Source organism: Burkholderia reimsis, assembly GCF_003294055.1.
Classification (GTDB): Bacteria; Pseudomonadota; Gammaproteobacteria; order Burkholderiales; family Burkholderiaceae; genus Burkholderia; species Burkholderia cepacia.
In genome coordinates this window covers 634,280-650,961 of sequence record NZ_QMFZ01000001.1, presented here as the reverse complement: position 1 = coordinate 650,961, position 16,682 = coordinate 634,280, and the positions used below count along the sequence as shown (strand labels likewise).

Below are 16,682 nucleotides of genomic sequence, written 5' to 3'. Positions count from 1 at the left end.
GGCGTTGGGGCGGGCATCACGATCTCGTGGGCGACGGGAGCGGACGGCATGGACCAGTCCGATCGACGATTCTTGGCACTGATGGATAGGACATGATTCTTCCACAATTGCGCCATGCGATGCGACGGTCATGACCGTTTTCATCGGAGGCGGCGCGCGTCACGTGCCGCACGCGTTCCAGGAAAACCCTTTCGTCAGGAGATTTTGCGATGAAGATCGTTGTCATCGGTGGTTCGGGCCTGATCGGCTCACGCGTCGTCACGTTGCTCGGCGAGGCAGGGCACCAGGCGCTCGCGGCGTCGCCGCGCACCGGCGTCAATTCCATCACGGGCGAAGGCCTGACCGACGCATTGACGGACGCCGACGTCGTCGTGGACGTCGCTAACGCGCCGTCATGGGAACCGCGGGCGGTGCTGGATTTCTTCCGCACGTCGGCCCGCAATCTCGGCAAGGCCGAAGTGGCCGCAGGCGTGCGCCATCACGTCGCGCTGTCGATCGTCGGCTGCGACCGGATGCCGGAGAACGGCTATTTCGCGGCCAAGGTCGCGCAGGAACAGGCGATCGAGGCGGCCGGCGTGCCGTACACGATCGTGCGTGCCACGCAATTCATGGAGTTCATCGGCGGCATTGCGGATTTCGGCACGGAAGACGGGACCGTGCGCATCGGCGACGGGCTGTTTCAGCCGATTGCCGCGGAAGACGTCGCGGTGCTGCTCGCGCAGATCGCGCTGGCCGGGCCGCTGAACGGCACGGTCGAGATCGCGGGCCCGGATCGCGCGCCGTTCGCGGAGATCGTCGCGCGCTACCTGAAGTCGGTCGGCGACACGCGTGCGGTGGTGACCGATCGCGATGCCCGCTATTACGGCGGCCGTGTCGAGGAACGATCGCTCGTGCCGCTCGGGGCAGCGCGACTCGGCAGCATCGGCCTGGACCGGTGGCTCGCGAGAAGCTGATTCGCGTGTCGAAGGTGGGGGCGCAGGCATACGCCTGCGACGGGCAGTCGGGATGGGCGGGATGTCTGGGGGCAGCGGAAATGAATCGATCGGATACGTCGGAGCACGGCGTTCGTCGCGACTTGCCAGGGCGCGCCGACGCATTGTCGGCCAGCTTCGGTGCAAGCTACGCGGGCATCCTTGCGTTCGTCGCGGTGGCGAGCGAGGGGAGCTTCACCAAGGCCGCCGAACGTCTCGGCGTCGGCCGGCCGGCCGTGAGCCGCAACGTCCAGAAGCTGGAGGCGCAGTTGAGTACGCGGCTGTTCCAGCGGACCACGCGCATGACGGAACTGACCTGCGAAGGCCAGCGATTCTTCGAGAACTGCCACCAGGGCGTGGCGCAGATCGTCGAAGCCATGAACGACATGCTGGAACTGCGGGAGGGGCCGCCGCGCGGCCTCATCCGGATCAGCTCGGCGGTGGGCTTCGGCCGGAAGATCGTTGCGCCGCTGCTGGAAACGTTTGCGAAAGCGTACCCCGACATCGTCATCGATCTGCTGCTCGACGACCGGCCTGTCGATCTGGTATCCGAACGAATCGACGTGTCGTTCCGCAATGGACGCATCGAGGATTCGAGCATCATCGCCCGGCAACTGATTCCGATGCAGATGGCGCTCTGCGCGTCGCCGTCGTATGTGGCCAGGCACGGCCTTCCGCAGAGTCTGGAGGATCTGGGACGGCACGAGTGCATCAACTTTCGTTTTGCGAGCGGCCGCATATTCGAATGGGAGTTCAACGTCGACGGCCGCGTGCAGAAATACCTGCCGAAGTCGCGGCTGACGTTCAACGACGCGGACCTGGTGTTGCGTGCGGTCCTGAACGGGTCGGGCATCGCGCAGATGGCGGGTTACCAGATCCGCGACCATATCGCTTCGAGCGAACTCGTCGTCGCGCTGGCGCAGCATGTGCCGGAAGATCGCGGCCACTATATCTGCTATCTCAGCCGGCAACATCTTCCGACGCGCATTCGTATCTTCGTCGACTTCATGACCGAGCAGATACGCGCACTCGACCTGAACTGCATGACCCGGTTCAATCCGGATGTCGCGGTTGCGCCGCCGACCGGGCTCGCGGCGTGACGAGCCGGTGAAGCGCATCCACCACGGGCCGGGGCCGGTTCGTCAGGCATCGGCCGCGGTGAGCGGACGGCACGCAAGAAGCGTTCATGTCACGAACGAGACGATTGCGACGTCGCGGGTGTCACGCAGGGAAACGAGGAATCGGGCGCGCGGCCGGCGCGAAACCCGCGCGCGGCCGCTTACCCGCGCCCCGGCCGCAGCGCGCGGCCCATCTCCGCGATCGGCATCGAGACGATCGAGTTCAGCAGGCGCATTTCCCCGGCGTCGGGGCGCGCGACCTCGCGCACTTCGTCGAGCGTCTGCGCGACGCTGCGATCGAGCGGTTCGAGAAAGCGCCGCAGCTCGTTTTCTGCTGCCTTGTCCCTGAACCCGAGTGCGTTGCCGAACGCGACCAGCGCACCCAGGTCGATGTCGGCGAAGCGCGTCGCCGCGCCGAGCGGCATCGTCAGTTCGCAGTGCGGCCAATGATCGCCGCGATGATCGGGCCGGTGCGTGGGCGTGTGATAGACGACCGTGCTGACGATGTCGTAGAACGGCGCGAGCCGGTAACCGCGCGCGTCGACGAAGAACGACAGGTTCTTCAGGTGCGCGTCGCCGTTGCCGACCACCACATTGAAGATCGTCCAGCGGAACACCGACAGGCGCGCCAGCGCGCGCGTGCTGGTCTGCCCGATCGCGCGGCCGAGTTCTTCCGCGTTCGCGCGCTGGTACTTGAAGCCGCGATCGTAGTTCAGCAACTGCATCGCATCGATCGTATGCAGGCGGGCGGCCGGCTCCGATGCGGTATCGCGGTCGAAACGGTCGATCACGTAGCACGCGGACGGCGCGCGCAGAAAGTGCACGTCGGGCACGTCGAGGCCCATCCGCTTCGCGAGCTTCATGCAGAAGAATTCGTTGATCGCCGAATGCGGATAGCCGGCGGCGCGCATGTCCGGTTTCAGCAGATGCATCGACGGTTCGCTGCCGACCGGCTCGAACAGCGTGTAGTCGGGCGCGTCGCCGCGCAGGATCAGCAGCAGCTTCTGCTGCGCGCCGGCCGCCGACATGCGCTTGGGCGCGGTGGCCGTCAGCGCGCGCTCGGGCATCGCCTGGATGCGGCGTTCGAGTTCGTCGAGCGGGAGCGGCTGCATGCTGCCGGCCGCTTCCTGCTCGCCTTGCGCGAGCAGCGTGAGCGCGCCGGCCGATTCGCGCCCGAAGTACGCGAGCAGGCCCCACGCGTCGGCGGCGTCGACCCTGGCCTCGCGCGCAAGCGACGTGCGCATGCCTTCTTCCGGCAGCAGGTTGTCGAAGAACCACTGGACCGGGCGATCGGACGAGGTGTCGGTGAAGGTGCCGGCGCGCAGCGGGAAAGCGGGGGACAGCGGGTACGCGCGTGGCGATGCCAGCCACTGCGCGTCGTAGGTGAACGACCAGACGCCTTTGTCGTCGGTCAGCGCGCCCATGCGCAACCCGTTCGCGGAGGCGATCAGCGTTCTACTCGCCATGGCGGCTCCTGCGGCGTTGCGCGGCCTTCAGCACGTTTGCCGCCGAAATCTCGATGGACGATTGCGCGAGCAGGGTGATGCCCAGTTCGCCGAGCAGCAGCAGGATCTTGCCGACCTGAGCGGTGGGTTTCCCGGCCTCCACCTGGCTGATGAATTTCGGCGAAAGCCCCGTGGCGTTCGCGAGTTCGTCCCGCGTGAATCCCTGCTGGAGCCGAGCCGCGCGGATGAGGTTGGCGAGTGCGCCGATCGTGCCGACGGGCAGGATCTCGTGCATGACGTCCTCCGTGCTTCGTATCTGATCGGGAACAGTATTGCACAACTCGTTGGCGCAGGCATCAATTCGTATCCGAACGGAAACGAATTGGCCGTGCCGGCAACGGAATATCCATTTCGTTCCCGATCGGGAACCGGATGCGATGAAATGACGATCGCCGACATGTTCGTATCCGGGCGGATACGCGATGGATCGACTGAATGTCCCGAAGAAGGCCGGGGCAGCGCACGTCGCCATGGTTAGAATGACCGCCGCACGTCCGTTCATTCCGCGGCCCGTCACCGGGTCGACACGCGCCCATGACCTTGCAAGAACTCGAAAAACTGATGCGAAGCCTGTTCGAGGATGAGAGCCTCGACATCGTCGCCGACACCGGCTACAGCCTTTCCTTCGTCGTGCCCGGCAAGGTCCGGGACGTCAAGGCCGCGCTGCTCGCGCGCACCGACCCGGCCGGATGGGACGGCGAGGCGATCCACTGGTTCTACCGGTGCGACGACGAGGACTGGGCGCTGTACCTGCGCTCGGTTCCGCATTCGGTGTACTGCATCGCGACCGTGCAGTCGCTGCATGCGCGCCACATGCAGAAGTACGAGGATGCGGCGCGGGTCACGCCGGAGCAGCAGGCCATCTACGACGCCGAGGAGGCGCAGCGCCGTGAGGAGGCGGAAGCGCGGCGGCGCCGCGACACGCGCAACGAGCCGCTTGCCCCGCTCGGCGGGCCGTTCCACAGCGATGGCGAACGCGTCTGGGCCCGCACCGGCAGCGGGCATCAGTATCGCGCGCTCAACAACTTCGATCTGGGCAGCTTCCGGCACCTGGTCGACCACTTTGCCGTCGATGCGTCGGGGCTGCGCTACTACGCGGGCGGCGCCGCGTTCAGTTACGACGACGCAGGCGAAGGGCTCGTTGCCGGCGGCGATGCCGCCACGCTGGAACCCCTGGGCGGCGGCTGGTATCGCGATGCACGGCAGGCTTACCATGTCGAGCGCGACATCCACGATCCCGATCGCGGCCCGTGCCACCTGACCGTCGTCAAGGCCGACGTGGTCAGCCTGACGCATATCGGCGGCGCATACGCGCGGGATGCGAAACACCTGTTCTGCGCCGGCGTGCGCAAGCGCGGCATCGACGATCCGGCCGGCGTGGTGAGCCTCGGCTACCGGTATGCCCGGCTCGGCGCGCAGATCCTTTACGACGGCAAGATCGTGACGAAGCCGGGGCGCGTCGACGTCGAGACCGCGCGCGGCGTCTTTCACGACATGCTGATCGACGCCGACGGTCACGTGCTGTGGGGGAAGAACTACCGCAAGCCGTTGCCGGGGATCGACGCACGAAGCCTGCGCTTTCTGAACTGGGCCTTTGCGGTCGACGACCAGCGCGTGTACTACCGCACCAATACGAACCTGGCCGTATGCGAGGGCGTCGACCGTGCGAGCGTGGAGGTCGTACCGCCGATCCGCATCCGCGACAAGCACGGGCTGATCGACATCCGGTATCCGGAGGGCATCGTGCGCGTACCCGACCCGTCGACGGAATCGTGACCGTCGCGATCGGCCGGGTTCGGGGGGCGCCACGCGCGACCGCCGCCGCGCCGGGGTATCGCGCAATGGTGCGATGGTGCAATGGCGCGCGACCATTCCCTGCACACGCATAACAAAAGCTGAAATCGGCTTTTCACGCACACCGGGGGCGTCCCTATACTTTGCGGTGCCGTACGTGCGCCGGTTCGCGGATGTCGCGATCGCACCGCGCAGCGGCATTCCCGAATCTCTCGTACAAGGAACCGCAGAATGACCGCCCGTGATGCCGTCGATCCGCGCGACGCGTTGCGCGACGCGCTCGCCGCACTGCCCGATCTCGCGAACGCGATCGGGAAGGATGCCGCGCAACGCGAGGCGCGTCGCGAATTGCCGTTCGACGGCTTTGCACACTTTCGGCGCTCGGCGCTGGGCGTGCTGCGGATTCCGGTCGCGCGTGGCGGCCTCGGCGGCACGCTGGTCGACCTGTTCGACACGATCGCGACGCTGGCCGCCGCCGATTCGAACCTCGCGCACGCGCTGCGGATCCACTACGACCAGACCGAGACGCTGCGGCTGTCGCCGCGCACGCCGTTCAACGACGTGCAGCTCGAGCGGGCACTGGCCGGCGCGATCTTCGGCGGTGCGTCGACCGAGCGCGGCACGTCGCGGCCGGGCGAGAACACCACCGTGCTGCGCCGGGACGGCGAGCACTATCGCGTGACGGGGCGCAAATACTATTCGACCGGCACCGCGTTCGCCGATTTCGCGCGCATCAACGTGGAGAACGAGCAGGGCGACGCGGTCGCCGTGATCATTCCCGTCGCGCGCGACGGCGTGCAGGTGCTCGACGACTGGGACGGCATGGGCCAGCGCATGACCGCGAGCGGCAGCCTGCTGCTCGACGACGTGCAGGTGTTCGCGGACGAAGTGGCCCCGCGCGACGGCTCGACGCTCGTCGGCCGCCATTGCGGCGCGCTGCGCCAGCTGCATCTCGTCGCGACGGGCGCGGGCATCGTGCGCAACGTGGTTGCCGATGCGCGTCGTTATGTGCTCGCGCACGGCCGCCCGGTGCTGCACAGCCCGGCGCCGACCGCGCGCGACGATCACTTCATCCAGCAGGTCGTCGGCGAACTGTCCGCGCACAGTCACGCGATCGACGCGCTCGTGCGCGAAAACGCGCGGGCGCTCGACCGTTCCGCCGACGCGATCGAGGCCGGCGACGCCGATGCGGATGCACGCGTGCTCGACAGCGCGCTCGCAACCGCGCGTACGCAGCTCATCGTCAGCAAGCTCGCGCTGCACGCGGCCGAGCGGCTGTTCGAAGTCGGCGGGGCATCGGCGACGGCGCGCGAACACAATCTCGACCGGCACTGGCGCAACCTGCGCACGATCTTCAGCCACAACCCGCTGCTGCACAAGGCGCGCGTGATCGGCGACTACGACCTGAACGGCGTGACGACGCACCTCACCGAAGGCCGCGTGTTCTGACCCGGCCGTGCCGAAACCGTGAGTGCCGCGGCGGGCGATGCGTCCGCCGCCCGCGTCAGCGCCGCAAGCCGGCGGCGCGCAGCAGCGGCAGCACGCGCTCGCCGAAGAAGTCGAGATCGGGCTTGAAATCGTAGAAGCTCAACTGGATGCCGTCGATGCCCGCGCGGTGCAGCCGCACGATGGTGTCCGCGACTTCCTCCGGCGAACCCGTGATCGAGATGTTGCCGCCGATCGCGCGCGCGTCGGCCTGCGCGCGCTGTTCGAAGCCGCCTCGCCACGCATGCGCGTCGCTGTCGAAACGGTGGAAGCTGCCTTCGTCCGCATGCGCGACGATCGCGTCGCGATACGCGCGCGCTTCGGCTGCCGTTTCGCGGCAGATCACGAGCGGGTTGAGCAGCGTGCGGATCGTCCGGCCGCGCGCGGCGGCGGCCGCCTTCACGCGCGCGTTATGCGCGGGCAGGGCGTCGATCGCGCGTTCGGCGTCGGGGCCGGCCGGGCTCGTGACGAACACGATGTCCGAATAGCGCGCCGCGAACTCGATGCCCGCGTCGGAGCCGGTCGCGTTGATCAGCAGCGGGCGGCCGTAGCGTGGTTTCGGCGTGACGAATGCGCCGCCCAGCCGCCAGCCCGACAGCGCGGGCGTGTAGCTGAAATTGTCCGGTTGCGCCCACAACTGCTGCACCGCGTCGACGAACTCGGCGGCCATCTCGTAGCGCCGGTCGTGCTCGATCCGGTTCCAGCCGAACATCTCGTGCTCGATGGCGCGATGGCCGGTCACGACGTTGATGCCCCAGCGCCCGCGCGAGATGTGATCGAGCGTCGCGGTGAACTTCGCGAAATGCAGCGGATGCCACGGCCCGTACAGCACATGGCTCGTCGCGACCAGGATGATCCGCTCGGTGCGTGCGGTCAGCGCGGCCAGCGTCATGAACGAGTCGAGCGCGTGGCCGTCGAACACGCCGCCGTAACCGCCTTTCGGCAGCCATTGCGACAGCGCGAACACGAGATCGAAGCCGAGCGCTTCCGCGCGCGCGACCAGCTCGGCGTTGTAGTCGAACGTCCAGTCGGTCGTGCGCGGCAGCGTCGACGCGCTCCAGCCGCCGGCCTGGATCGGCAGGAACAGCCCGAGCATCAGCGGCTGCGCGAGCACGCGCGACACGGGGCTGTCGGGGAAATCCGCCGGCGAGCGGACGTCGACGAACGGTGACGTCGCGACCGGCGCGGCGACGGAGGGGGCGTTCATGATGGCTTCCTTGCGGGTTGGGCACGCACCGCACGGCAACGGCGGGTACGTGCGGCGGCGAATCGCCCGGGTGCGATGCCCGACGTGCCGACGAGCCGACGCAGTGCCGCGCACCGGCTGCTGCGCGGCGCGCGGGGAGGGAGGCGGTCATCGTCGAACGCGTATCGTGCCTGCGGGCAGCACGCGGGAAACACACGGGAAACGCCCATTCTCGGCAACCGGGCACGGCGCGGCAAACAACGATTCCCGCTTTGCTTATCGCGCCGCATCCGCTGCGCATGAGGTCAGAACTTCACGCGCAGCCCGCTGACGAGCGCGACCTGGCGGTTCGTCGACGACGCGCTGCCGATGTTCGAGATCGCCGCGATCCTGCGATAACCGCCCGCCGTCGCCGTGCTCGCATCGCCGGCCGCGAGCTGGTAGATGCCCGACACGTAGATATCGGTGCGCTTCGACAGCGCATAGTCGAACCCGAGCGTGAACTGGTGCCAGCGCGGCTTCAGCGTCTGGCCGCCGGTGCCCGGCAGGCCGCTCGCGCGCCCGTCGGTGAACGTATAGACGCCGATCAGCGTAGCCGCCGGCGTGATCTGGTAACGCGCGTTCACGTCGTAGTTGTTGAACTTGCGCGACGAGCCGTCGAGATAGTTGAGCTGCGTGTGGCTCCACGCGAAGCCGAGCGTCGCGCGGCCGAGCGCGTAGTTCGCGCCGGCCACGCCGATCTGCTGCTTGAGCACGCCGCCGTTCAGCCCGTAGAAGAATGCGCCGCTGTAGTCGTTGCCGGTGGTCGAGGTCGCGCCGCCCACCGCGCCGGTCGTATTCGACGTCGCATTCGGGTGATTGAGTCGCACGTAACCGCCGCCGACCGACAGCGGCCCGTTCACGTAGTTCGCCGACACGCCCCACGCATTGTTGTTCGAAAAGCCGGTGCCGGCGCCGCCGTTCGCCTGGTTGCTGAACGCATAGAGCAGGTCGGCCGTGAAGCCGGCGATCGTGTCGCTGCGGAACTTCACCGCGTTGTTCAGGCGGAAGCTCTGGTTCATGTTGTCGTTGTCGCCCACGTGCGTGGCCGGCGACCAGAAGCCGGACCCCGAGTACTGCGCGACGAGATCGGTGATCGGCTCGTACTGGCGGCCGAAGGTCAGCGTGCCGATGCCGGACTTGGCGAGGCCGACGTACGCGGAACGGCCGAACAGCCGGCCGCCCTGGCCGAGCCCGCCGTCGCTCGGCCGGAACCCGCTTTCGAGCGTGAAGACCGCCTGCAGGCCGCCACCGAGATCTTCGACGCCTTTCAGGCCCCAGCGGCTGCCGCTCAGCTTGCCGCTCGTCTGCTGGATGTTGCTCGCGCCGCCCTGGTTGTTCGTATAGGCGAAACCGGCATCGACGACGCCGTACAACGTGACCGAACTCTGCGCATGCGCGCTGACCGAACCGATCGAAACCAAACCCAGGACTACCGTTTTTTTGATCATGACTTTCCTCTGTTTTTATGAGTACGACAGTGAGGAGCACGATGCTATTGACGCGGGTCGAACCGGCGAACGGTCGATCCGTGGTTTGTAAATCGCTGCGCGGCCGATTTGTAATGTGCGTTGCTGCAAGTCCGGCATGTGCGTCGCGATCGCGTCCGGCACCCCTGCTGCGGCGAACGCATCGCTCGAACGGCGAACGTCGGGCGCCGGCTACCCGCGGCCGCCGTCATATCGATCGATGAAATGGTTCGATATCCGCAATGTCCGCGCTGCAACGGGCGATGCATTTACGCAACGGCCGTCTGTGCGGCGCACGATCGATGCGCTACGCGCGCCGGCATATCGATTTCGCAAAACGTTGGTAGGGCGGTGCGACGCGCAACGGTAGAGTCGGGCATCCGGCCGCGGGGCCGGCCTGCTCCGGGACCACGACGGCGCCGACGTGCGCATGCGTCCCGGCTGAACAACGAACACGGGAGCCGTTTGACATGAGTCGCGATGTACTGTTTTTGCTGGAACCGGGCTTTGCCGATCCGAAGCATCCGGGCCAGCGTTTCGTCTGTCCGCACGGACTGTCGATCGAGGGGCTGCTGGCGAGTGCGCCCGAGCAGGCCGGCCGCATCGACGTGAAGCGCGTCGGCTTCGAGCGGCCGCGCCACGCGGTGATCGAGGCGCTCGACGATGCGCACCAGGGCTTGCCGGTCCTCGTGCTCGGTCGCGACCAGCCGGCGCCGGACGACGCGCAGACGCTCGGCGACGTGCGGTTCGTCACCGACGCGCGCCGCATCCTCGAACTGCTGGCCGAGCGCCACGGATTCCCGGTGCTGCATTGATGCAGCCGCACGGGCTTCCGCTCAATTTGCAACCGATCGACAGGAGGATTCGATGGCGTCAACGTCGGCGGCGCGCCGCCGCCTGATTCTTGCCGGCGCCGCGGCCGTGGCGGCGCCGTTCGCCGCGAAGGCCGCGTTCGCCACGCCGGTCGTCAACGCCGATCTCGCCGGCACGACGTTGCGCGTCGCGACCTACAAGGGCGGCTGGCGCGCGCTGCTGCAGGCGGCTGGCCTCGGCGACACACCGTACCGGATCGACTGGCGCGAACTGAACAACGGCGTGCTGCACATCGAGGCGCTCAATGCGGACGCGCTCGATATCGGTTCGGGCAGCGAAATTCCGGCCGTGTTCGCCGCGCGCCAGAAGGCCAGCGTCCGGCTCATCACCCGCGTGCGCGAAGACCTGAACAACCAGGTCACGCTCGCACGCAAGGACACGTCGATTCACAGTATCGCGGACCTGAAGGGCAAGCGCGTCGGCTACGTGCGCGCGACGACGTCGCACTACTTCCTGTATCGCCAGCTCACGGAGGCTGGCCTCGGCTTCGACGACATCCAGCCGATCAACCTGTCGCCGGCCGACGGGTTGTCGGCCTACGATCGCGGCGACATCGACGCGTGGGCGATCTACGGCTACAACGGCCAGCTCGCGCGCAATCGCTACGGTGCGCGCGTGCTGAAGACGGGGAAGGGTTATCTGTCGGGCAATTTCCCGGTGTACGCGAACCCGCGCACGCTCGACGATGCGCGCCGTCGTGCGGCGACGGGCGATCTGCTGCTGCGGTTCCGGCGCGCGTATGCGTGGGCGAACGGGCATTTCGGCGACTACGCGCGGGTGCAGAACCAGGAGACGCGCGTGCCGGTGGCCGATCTCGTCGCGATGTTCGACCAGCGCAGCGAAGACTATGCGCTGCTGCCGGTGACGCCCGACGTGGTGGCGCAGCATCAGCAGGTCGCGGATGTGTTCGCGCGGATCGGCGTGCTCGACGGGCCGGCGAATGTCGCGCCGTTGTGGGATACGTCGTTCAACACGCTGGTGGCATCGGCGTGACGCGATGCGCCGGGAAGACTTGCTCGTGAGCCGGCGGCTTCAGGCCCGACGCAGGTTTCGTCGGGCGCGCCGGTTCGGCGGGATCAGGCGAACGTCGTCGCGACCATGATGCCGAACACGAGCCCGAGCGCGATCCCGCAGAGCCGGCCGTAGATCGACGCGCGCACGTTGTCGTCGAGCACGAACGGCGAGCGCTTGTGCTTCCACACCGTGCTGAATGCGACCGGGCGGGTCAGCAGCGCAATGCAGGCGAGCAGCACCGGCGTGGCGATCAGCATCGCGATGCGCTGCCCGTTCCAGTCGACGCCGTGCATGGCGAGCGACACCAGCGCGGCGAGCGGCACCTCGACGCACAGGCCCAGCAACGAGCCGTTGACGAATGAATCTCCCGGGGTCTGGAACATGATCGGTCGTAGCGTCCGGATGAAATCGGCGCCCCGTTCAGGCACCTGGAAAATGAAAGCCACGGCCGGAGTCCAGGGTCGGTCAACCGTGATCGGCGTCAGTCGAGATGACGGCCGGATGTTAAGGCAAATTGCCGGCCGGTTGTCGGTCATTCAAGCTATTTAACAAATGTTCGGAATCGCGACGCATTTTCAGGTCGCGCGGGAATATCGCGTCGTGGTAAAAATCGTGCATCCATTTTCTGGCGAACGGCCCCGGCGAACGGGGCCGCCGCCGAATGGATATCGCTCGCAATCGTATGACGATAACGAGGATTCGACTGCCTTCCGATAATCGGCGTCGCGCGTAAAGGAACACCGGCAGCCGGACCGATCGGAACGACGGACTGACCAATCTCACCACACGCATGAACACGTCCGACAACAACGAGACCGACCGCCATCAACTCGTCGCGTTCGCGATCGACGACAACACGCAGGCCTGGTACGAAATGGTCATCCCGTTCATCGTCTCGCTGCGCGCGACGGACTACCGGGGGCGCATCGGCGTCATCGGCTACGGGTTGTCCGACGAGAAGCAGCAGCGGCTGCGCGCGAACGGGATCGAGGTGTACGCGGCGGCGGGCGTCGGCGACCTTGCCTGGGACCGCTACATCTCCGCGGCCGCGATCTTCGACGCCGATCCGGCGTTGCAGACGCTCGCGCTCTACGATGCCGACATCTGGTTTCCGGGGCCGCGGTTCGACATCTTCGACGTCGTGCCGCACGACGAGGCCCTTCACGTCGCGCCCGATGCGCACTTCTGCGCGTTCGTGATGACGCCGCTCATCGGCGAACGGCGCGACGCGCTGATCCACCAGTGCGTGCAGGACGTGCTCGAGCGGCTGGGGCAGCCGCTGCAGGCGGGGCTCGTGGTCGGCGGCCGCGAGCCCTGGGCGCGATTCGCGCGGTTCGTCCGCGAACAGGCCGGCAGGATCGGCCAGGACTTCGTGGCGATCTACGGGCTGGACACGACCTTCCTGCATCTGTGGGGCGGCCTCGGCCACGTGCGGCTCGTGGGCTGCGAGCAGAATTTCGTCACGAAATGGGGGCTGCACGAGCGGCACGATTTCGACGCGGTCCGCATCGTGCTCGAGCATCAGGGCAAACCGATCCGTGGCCTGCACATGACGGGCGACGTGCGCTTCCTGAACCACTGGCGCTACCTGGCCCGTCATGCCGAGCATGCGATCGCGCTCGGGCAGGCGTTCGCGCTGGCGCCCGAGGCCGGCAAGCGGGCGCAGCCGGCCGATCCCGGCCTGCTTCAGCCCGAACGCTTCGTCGCGAGCGGGTTGTCGCTGCTGGCCGCGCACGAGGACGTGCTGGCGAACGTGCCGCGCCTGGCCGCGGGGCCGTCGTTCCGCAACCCGCAGGGCCATGCACTGAATGCGTGGGCGGCGCACACGGTCGAATTCGCGGTGACGCGCGACCGGTTGGTGCTGGACATCTGGCTGTCTCACCTGAGCGGCCAGCCTGCGGCGCCGGGCTTGCAACTGGAGCACAACGGCGCGACGGTCGCGCTGCTGGCGCCGCACAAGTTCAGCGTCGCGACGCAGCAGGGCGATCGGGTGGTGCTGCGCGCGCTGACGCTGCCGGGGCAGGCGTGTCATACCGCGTGGGATATCGTCGTGCGCCACGCGTGACGGCCCGGCCCGCACGCGCGATCGATCGAAGCGGCGTGCACCGCCGGACGGTCACGCGCGCCCCATGATCCGCGTGCCGAGCGAGATGCCGAGGTTGGACAGCGACGCGTTGGTCGCGAGCTGACGCTTTTCCCAGCCCGCCAGCGCGGCGTCGAACGCGGGGCCGTGCACGACGCCGCGCAGCGCCTCGGCGAGCCCGACCGCATTCTCCGCCGCTTTCGCGACGCCCGCGGCCGTATGCGGCCGCACGAGGCAGGCCGCGTCGCCGAGCAGCACCGCGCGGCCGAACGCCATGCGCTCGACAGAGAGATCGAGGATCGCCTGCGCGAACGGCGCCTGCGTCGCGTCGACGAGTGCGGCGAGCGTGGGCGCCAGCATCCGGCGGCCTGCGTCCACGAGTTCGAGACGGTTGTCGTCGCGCATCGCGCCGGGCGGCAGCGAACCGTCGCGCTGCGTGCCGTCCTGCGCGAGAAACAGCGACGGCAGGCTCGCCGGTGCGAGCCGCCGGTACCAGACCCAGTTCACGCGCCGCTTGCCCGGTTCGATCGCGCCGTCGCGGCCGGGAACCAGATAGGTGAGGAACAGGTGCGCGTCGCCTTGCTGGAACGTGAAGCGATCGCGCAGCACGTCGAGCACCGGGACCGGCAGCAGGTGCTCGTCGACGAGCCCGCGCCACGCGACATAACCCGCATACGCGGGCCGCGCATCGGGCAGCAGTTGCGCGCGCACGTTCGAGCGGCCGCCGTCGGCGCCGACCAGCAGGTCGGCCGGCTCGACGCGGCCGTCCGCGAAGTGCGCGATCACGCGTTCGCCGTCCTGCTCGAAGCGCTCGAATGACACGCCGCCATGCACGACGCCGGCGGGCAGCGCGCGCTTCAGCGCCGTATAGATCACGTTCCACGCGGTCTGCGTCTGCGGCATGTTCATGCGTTGCACGATCCGGTCGTGCGCGTCGAGATAGATCCGGTCGCCGGAATCGACACCCGCATCGTGCGGCACGGGAACGCCGCCGAACGCGAATGCGCGTTCGATCGGCGTTTGCAGCACGATGCCGCCGCCGCGGCTGTCGAGCTCGTTCGGCGATTGCTCGAAGACCTTGACGCGCCAGCCGGCCGCCCGCAGTGAAGTGGCGGTGAACAGCCCGCCCACCGATCCGCCGATCACGACCGCCAGCGGGCCCGAAATGTCGCTCATGCTGCCAGCCTCCCGATGGTTCGTTGCGCGCGCATCGAATCAGCCTTCCCAGTGTTTCAGGAAGTCGAGCAGCAGCGCGTTCACGCGCTCCGGCTGCTCCTCCTGCGGCAGGTGCCCGCACTGTGCGATCGGCTCGGCGCGCAGGTCCGTCGCCATGCTTTCCCACACGGATTTCATGTCGAACATCTTGCCGACCGCGTAGAAATCCTCGCCCCAGAGCGCCATCGTCGGGCACGCGATCTTGACGTCCGCGTCGACCAGATCCTGCTGCACGTCCTCGGCGTTCGCGCGATAGTCGGCCAGCGCGCCGCGCACGGCGCCCGGGCGCCGGTACGCGCGCACGTAAGTGTCGAACGCGTCGCCGGAGATCGCGTGCGGGTTGTAGCACCAGTCGGAGAAGAAGTGGCTGAGCCACTCGGCTTCCTTGCCGGCGATCAGCGCCTCGGGCAGATCCGGCACCTGGTGGAACAGGAAGAACCAGTACGCGCGCGCCGTTTGCGCGGTCATGTTCTGCGCGACGATGCGCGTCGGCACGTTGTCCATCACGACGAGCCGGTCGACGCGCTCGGGGAAGTCCTTCGCGAAACGCGTCGCGACGCGCGCACCGCGGTCGTGCCCGACGAGCGCGATGCGGCCGATGCCGAGCGCGTCGAGCAGCCCGGCGACGTCGCGCGCCATGTTGCGCTTGTCGTAACCGGCGGCCGGCTTGTCGGTTTCGCCGTAACCGCGCAGGTCGGGCGCGATCACGCGGTAGCGCTGCGCGAGCGCGGGAATCTGGAAGCGCCACGCGAAGCTGGTCTCGGGGAAGCCGTGCAGCAGCACGACGGCAGGCCCGCTGCCGGCGTCGATGTAGTGCTGGCGGATGCCGTTCGCGGTGACGGTGTGATGGGTGATCGAAGGCATGGAGTGGGTCATGGGGCGGTCGCTGTTCGGTTCGGCCCGCGCGAAACCGGCGCGGCCGCAAATGCCTTTCGAGGATAGGCGAATCGTGCGGCGCGCCGGATAAATTGTTCTGAATTCGCGTGATTGCGCGCACGGCCGGAACCGGGCCGCCGGGTCACGGGCCGGCCGTGGCGGGCGGTTCCCGATCCCCGTGTGATTCGCCCGGCCGGTGGTGTCCCGTCGCGTGCGGGCCTGACGAAGACGCGCGAGCGTGAACATGCCGGGCGACGATTCGACCGTCGTCGTCCGGCATGCCCGCCACCGGTGTCAGCCGCGCCGGCGCCGCCGCGCGGGTGCGTCCGACGTGAGCTGCTTCAGCGCGGCGGGCGTGCCGTGCAGGAACGCGTCGATCAGCCGTTCGATCTCGGTGTCGAGATCGTCGGGCACCGGCAGGCCGTAGACCCACTTGCGCACGCCGAAATAGAAGATGCTCGCGTGCAGGCTCCAGACCAGCTCGACTTCCGCATTGCGCTGGGCCTCGGTGGTGGGCGTCGCGAGGTCGTATTCGTGCCGCAGCTCGCGCAGCACCGGCAGGAACACGCGTTCGCGCAGCCGCGACAGGTAACGCGTGTTGAACCCCTCGCGGCTGAGCCCCGCGAAGATGAACGTGCGGATCCATTCGCGTCGCAGGATGGTTTGCGCATAGTCGCGATAGAACGCGACGAGCCGCTCCTGCAGCGACACCGTGCGGTCGGCGATCAGTTTTTCCCAGTCGGGGTTCCACGTGTAGATCTCGTCGTACACGCGGTCGATCAGCGCTTCCTTGCTCGGGAAGTACCGGTACAGCAGCGGCTGGGTGACGCCGATCTGCCGCGCGAGCTCGCGCGTGCTGCCGGAAAAGCCGTGCGTCGCGAAGTGCTCGATCGCCTTCTCGACGATCTGCCGCTCGCGCGCTTCCGGCGCGAGCCGGCGGCCCGGCGTGACGGCGTTGCCGTCGGCGTCCGTCCCGCGCTCGCGGGCCGGCGTGCTGCGTTTTCTTTCGGTCATGCATCGGCTCCCGATGGTGCGCCTGCGTTAACTATCGATC

At 67.9% G+C, this 16,682-nt stretch carries 15 protein-coding genes; 7 read left to right on the top strand and 8 right to left on the bottom strand.

Annotation, left to right across the window (positions count from 1 at the left end):
- The first annotated feature begins 209 nt into the window (after positions 1-209).
- Positions 210-953: an SDR family oxidoreductase gene (locus DPV79_RS02830; RefSeq protein WP_113044698.1), complete on the top strand. Its 744-nt coding sequence runs from the start codon at positions 210-212 to the stop codon at positions 951-953.
- Between the two features lie 80 nt (positions 954-1,033).
- Entirely contained in the window at positions 1,034-2,071 is a 1,038-nt protein-coding gene (locus tag DPV79_RS02825; RefSeq protein ID WP_113044697.1) for a LysR family transcriptional regulator, read from the top strand.
- A 179-nt stretch (positions 2,072-2,250) separates the two neighbouring features.
- Here DPV79_RS02825 and DPV79_RS02820 read toward each other — a convergent pair whose 3' ends face one another.
- Positions 2,251-3,555: a HipA domain-containing protein gene (locus DPV79_RS02820; RefSeq protein ID WP_113044696.1), complete on the bottom strand. Its 1,305-nt coding sequence runs from the start codon at positions 3,553-3,555 to the stop codon at positions 2,251-2,253.
- Complete coding sequence (locus DPV79_RS02815) at positions 3,545-3,829, bottom strand: helix-turn-helix domain-containing protein (protein ID WP_021158233.1); 285 nt, start codon at positions 3,827-3,829, stop codon at positions 3,545-3,547. Before DPV79_RS02815 ends, DPV79_RS02820 begins: the two co-directional genes overlap by 11 nt.
- 299 nt (positions 3,830-4,128) lie before the next feature.
- On the opposite strand from DPV79_RS02815, the gene DPV79_RS02810 reads away from it, so the two are divergent.
- Together DPV79_RS02810 and DPV79_RS02805 are read left to right on the top strand one after the other, a co-directional pair.
- Positions 4,129-5,370, top strand: coding sequence for a DKNYY domain-containing protein (locus tag DPV79_RS02810; RefSeq protein WP_113044695.1), 1,242 nt, complete (start codon positions 4,129-4,131; stop codon positions 5,368-5,370).
- Positions 5,371-5,619: 249 nt separating this feature from the next.
- Positions 5,620-6,837 carry an acyl-CoA dehydrogenase family protein gene (locus DPV79_RS02805; protein ID WP_113044694.1) on the top strand — a complete coding sequence of 406 codons (1,218 nt, stop codon included), beginning with the start codon at positions 5,620-5,622 and terminating at the stop codon, positions 6,835-6,837.
- A gap of 55 nt (positions 6,838-6,892) precedes the next feature.
- Here DPV79_RS02805 and DPV79_RS02800 read toward each other — a convergent pair whose 3' ends face one another.
- Positions 6,893-8,080, bottom strand: coding sequence for an LLM class flavin-dependent oxidoreductase (locus DPV79_RS02800; RefSeq protein ID WP_113044693.1), 1,188 nt, complete (start codon positions 8,078-8,080; stop codon positions 6,893-6,895).
- Positions 8,081-8,364: 284 nt separating this feature from the next.
- The gene (locus DPV79_RS02795; RefSeq protein WP_021158238.1) at positions 8,365-9,549 is read right to left on the bottom strand and encodes a porin; all 1,185 of its coding nucleotides are present in this window, start codon (positions 9,547-9,549) and stop codon (positions 8,365-8,367) included.
- Positions 9,550-10,037: 488 nt separating this feature from the next.
- Here DPV79_RS02795 and DPV79_RS02785 point away from each other — a divergent pair, with 488 nt between their 5' ends.
- Positions 10,038-10,382 carry a DUF3088 domain-containing protein gene (locus DPV79_RS02785; RefSeq protein ID WP_021158240.1) on the top strand — a complete coding sequence of 115 codons (345 nt, stop codon included), beginning with the start codon at positions 10,038-10,040 and terminating at the stop codon, positions 10,380-10,382.
- Positions 10,383-10,434: 52 nt separating this feature from the next.
- Positions 10,435-11,433 carry an ABC transporter substrate-binding protein gene (locus DPV79_RS02780; protein ID WP_113044691.1) on the top strand — a complete coding sequence of 333 codons (999 nt, stop codon included), beginning with the start codon at positions 10,435-10,437 and terminating at the stop codon, positions 11,431-11,433.
- An 83-nt stretch (positions 11,434-11,516) separates the two neighbouring features.
- On the opposite strand, the gene DPV79_RS02775 is transcribed toward DPV79_RS02780, so the two are convergent.
- Complete coding sequence (locus DPV79_RS02775) at positions 11,517-11,837, bottom strand: hypothetical protein (protein ID WP_027792604.1); 321 nt, start codon at positions 11,835-11,837, stop codon at positions 11,517-11,519.
- A 407-nt stretch (positions 11,838-12,244) separates the two neighbouring features.
- On the opposite strand from DPV79_RS02775, the gene DPV79_RS02770 reads away from it, so the two are divergent.
- Complete coding sequence (locus tag DPV79_RS02770) at positions 12,245-13,519, top strand: hypothetical protein (RefSeq protein WP_113044690.1); 1,275 nt, start codon at positions 12,245-12,247, stop codon at positions 13,517-13,519.
- A gap of 51 nt (positions 13,520-13,570) precedes the next feature.
- On the opposite strand, the gene DPV79_RS02765 is transcribed toward DPV79_RS02770, so the two are convergent.
- The 3 genes from DPV79_RS02765 to DPV79_RS02755 all read right to left on the bottom strand — a co-directional run bounded on the left by DPV79_RS02765 (position 13,571) and on the right by DPV79_RS02755 (position 16,642).
- The gene (locus tag DPV79_RS02765) at positions 13,571-14,713 is read right to left on the bottom strand and encodes an FAD binding domain-containing protein (RefSeq protein ID WP_113044689.1); all 1,143 of its coding nucleotides are present in this window, start codon (positions 14,711-14,713) and stop codon (positions 13,571-13,573) included.
- A 39-nt stretch (positions 14,714-14,752) separates the two neighbouring features.
- Complete coding sequence (locus DPV79_RS02760) at positions 14,753-15,628, bottom strand: alpha/beta fold hydrolase (protein WP_059485796.1); 876 nt, start codon at positions 15,626-15,628, stop codon at positions 14,753-14,755.
- 294 nt (positions 15,629-15,922) lie between these two features.
- Positions 15,923-16,642: a TetR/AcrR family transcriptional regulator gene (locus tag DPV79_RS02755; protein ID WP_021158247.1), complete on the bottom strand. Its 720-nt coding sequence runs from the start codon at positions 16,640-16,642 to the stop codon at positions 15,923-15,925.
- Positions 16,643-16,682 lie beyond the last annotated feature (40 nt).

Bases quoted from the DNA above. Each gene is read 5' to 3' on its own strand.
- DPV79_RS02795 (WP_021158238.1), bottom strand. From the start codon at position 9,549: ATGATCAAAAAAACGGTAGTCCTGGGTTTGGTTTCGATCGGTTCGGTC.
- DPV79_RS02755 (WP_021158247.1), bottom strand. From the start codon at position 16,642: ATGACCGAAAGAAAACGCAGCACGCCGGCCCGCGAGCGCGGGACGGAC.
- DPV79_RS02810 (WP_113044695.1), top strand. From the start codon at position 4,129: ATGACCTTGCAAGAACTCGAAAAACTGATGCGAAGCCTGTTCGAGGAT.
- DPV79_RS02815 (WP_021158233.1), bottom strand. From the start codon at position 3,829: ATGCACGAGATCCTGCCCGTCGGCACGATCGGCGCACTCGCCAACCTC.
- DPV79_RS02805 (WP_113044694.1), top strand. From the start codon at position 5,620: ATGACCGCCCGTGATGCCGTCGATCCGCGCGACGCGTTGCGCGACGCG.
- DPV79_RS02825 (WP_113044697.1), top strand. From the start codon at position 1,034: ATGAATCGATCGGATACGTCGGAGCACGGCGTTCGTCGCGACTTGCCA.
- DPV79_RS02765 (WP_113044689.1), bottom strand. From the start codon at position 14,713: ATGAGCGACATTTCGGGCCCGCTGGCGGTCGTGATCGGCGGATCGGTG.
- DPV79_RS02760 (WP_059485796.1), bottom strand. From the start codon at position 15,628: ATGACCCACTCCATGCCTTCGATCACCCATCACACCGTCACCGCGAAC.
- DPV79_RS02830 (WP_113044698.1), top strand. From the start codon at position 210: ATGAAGATCGTTGTCATCGGTGGTTCGGGCCTGATCGGCTCACGCGTC.
- DPV79_RS02780 (WP_113044691.1), top strand. From the start codon at position 10,435: ATGGCGTCAACGTCGGCGGCGCGCCGCCGCCTGATTCTTGCCGGCGCC.
- DPV79_RS02800 (WP_113044693.1), bottom strand. From the start codon at position 8,080: ATGAACGCCCCCTCCGTCGCCGCGCCGGTCGCGACGTCACCGTTCGTC.
- DPV79_RS02785 (WP_021158240.1), top strand. From the start codon at position 10,038: ATGAGTCGCGATGTACTGTTTTTGCTGGAACCGGGCTTTGCCGATCCG.
- DPV79_RS02770 (WP_113044690.1), top strand. From the start codon at position 12,245: ATGAACACGTCCGACAACAACGAGACCGACCGCCATCAACTCGTCGCG.
- DPV79_RS02775 (WP_027792604.1), bottom strand. From the start codon at position 11,837: ATGTTCCAGACCCCGGGAGATTCATTCGTCAACGGCTCGTTGCTGGGC.
- DPV79_RS02820 (WP_113044696.1), bottom strand. From the start codon at position 3,555: ATGGCGAGTAGAACGCTGATCGCCTCCGCGAACGGGTTGCGCATGGGC.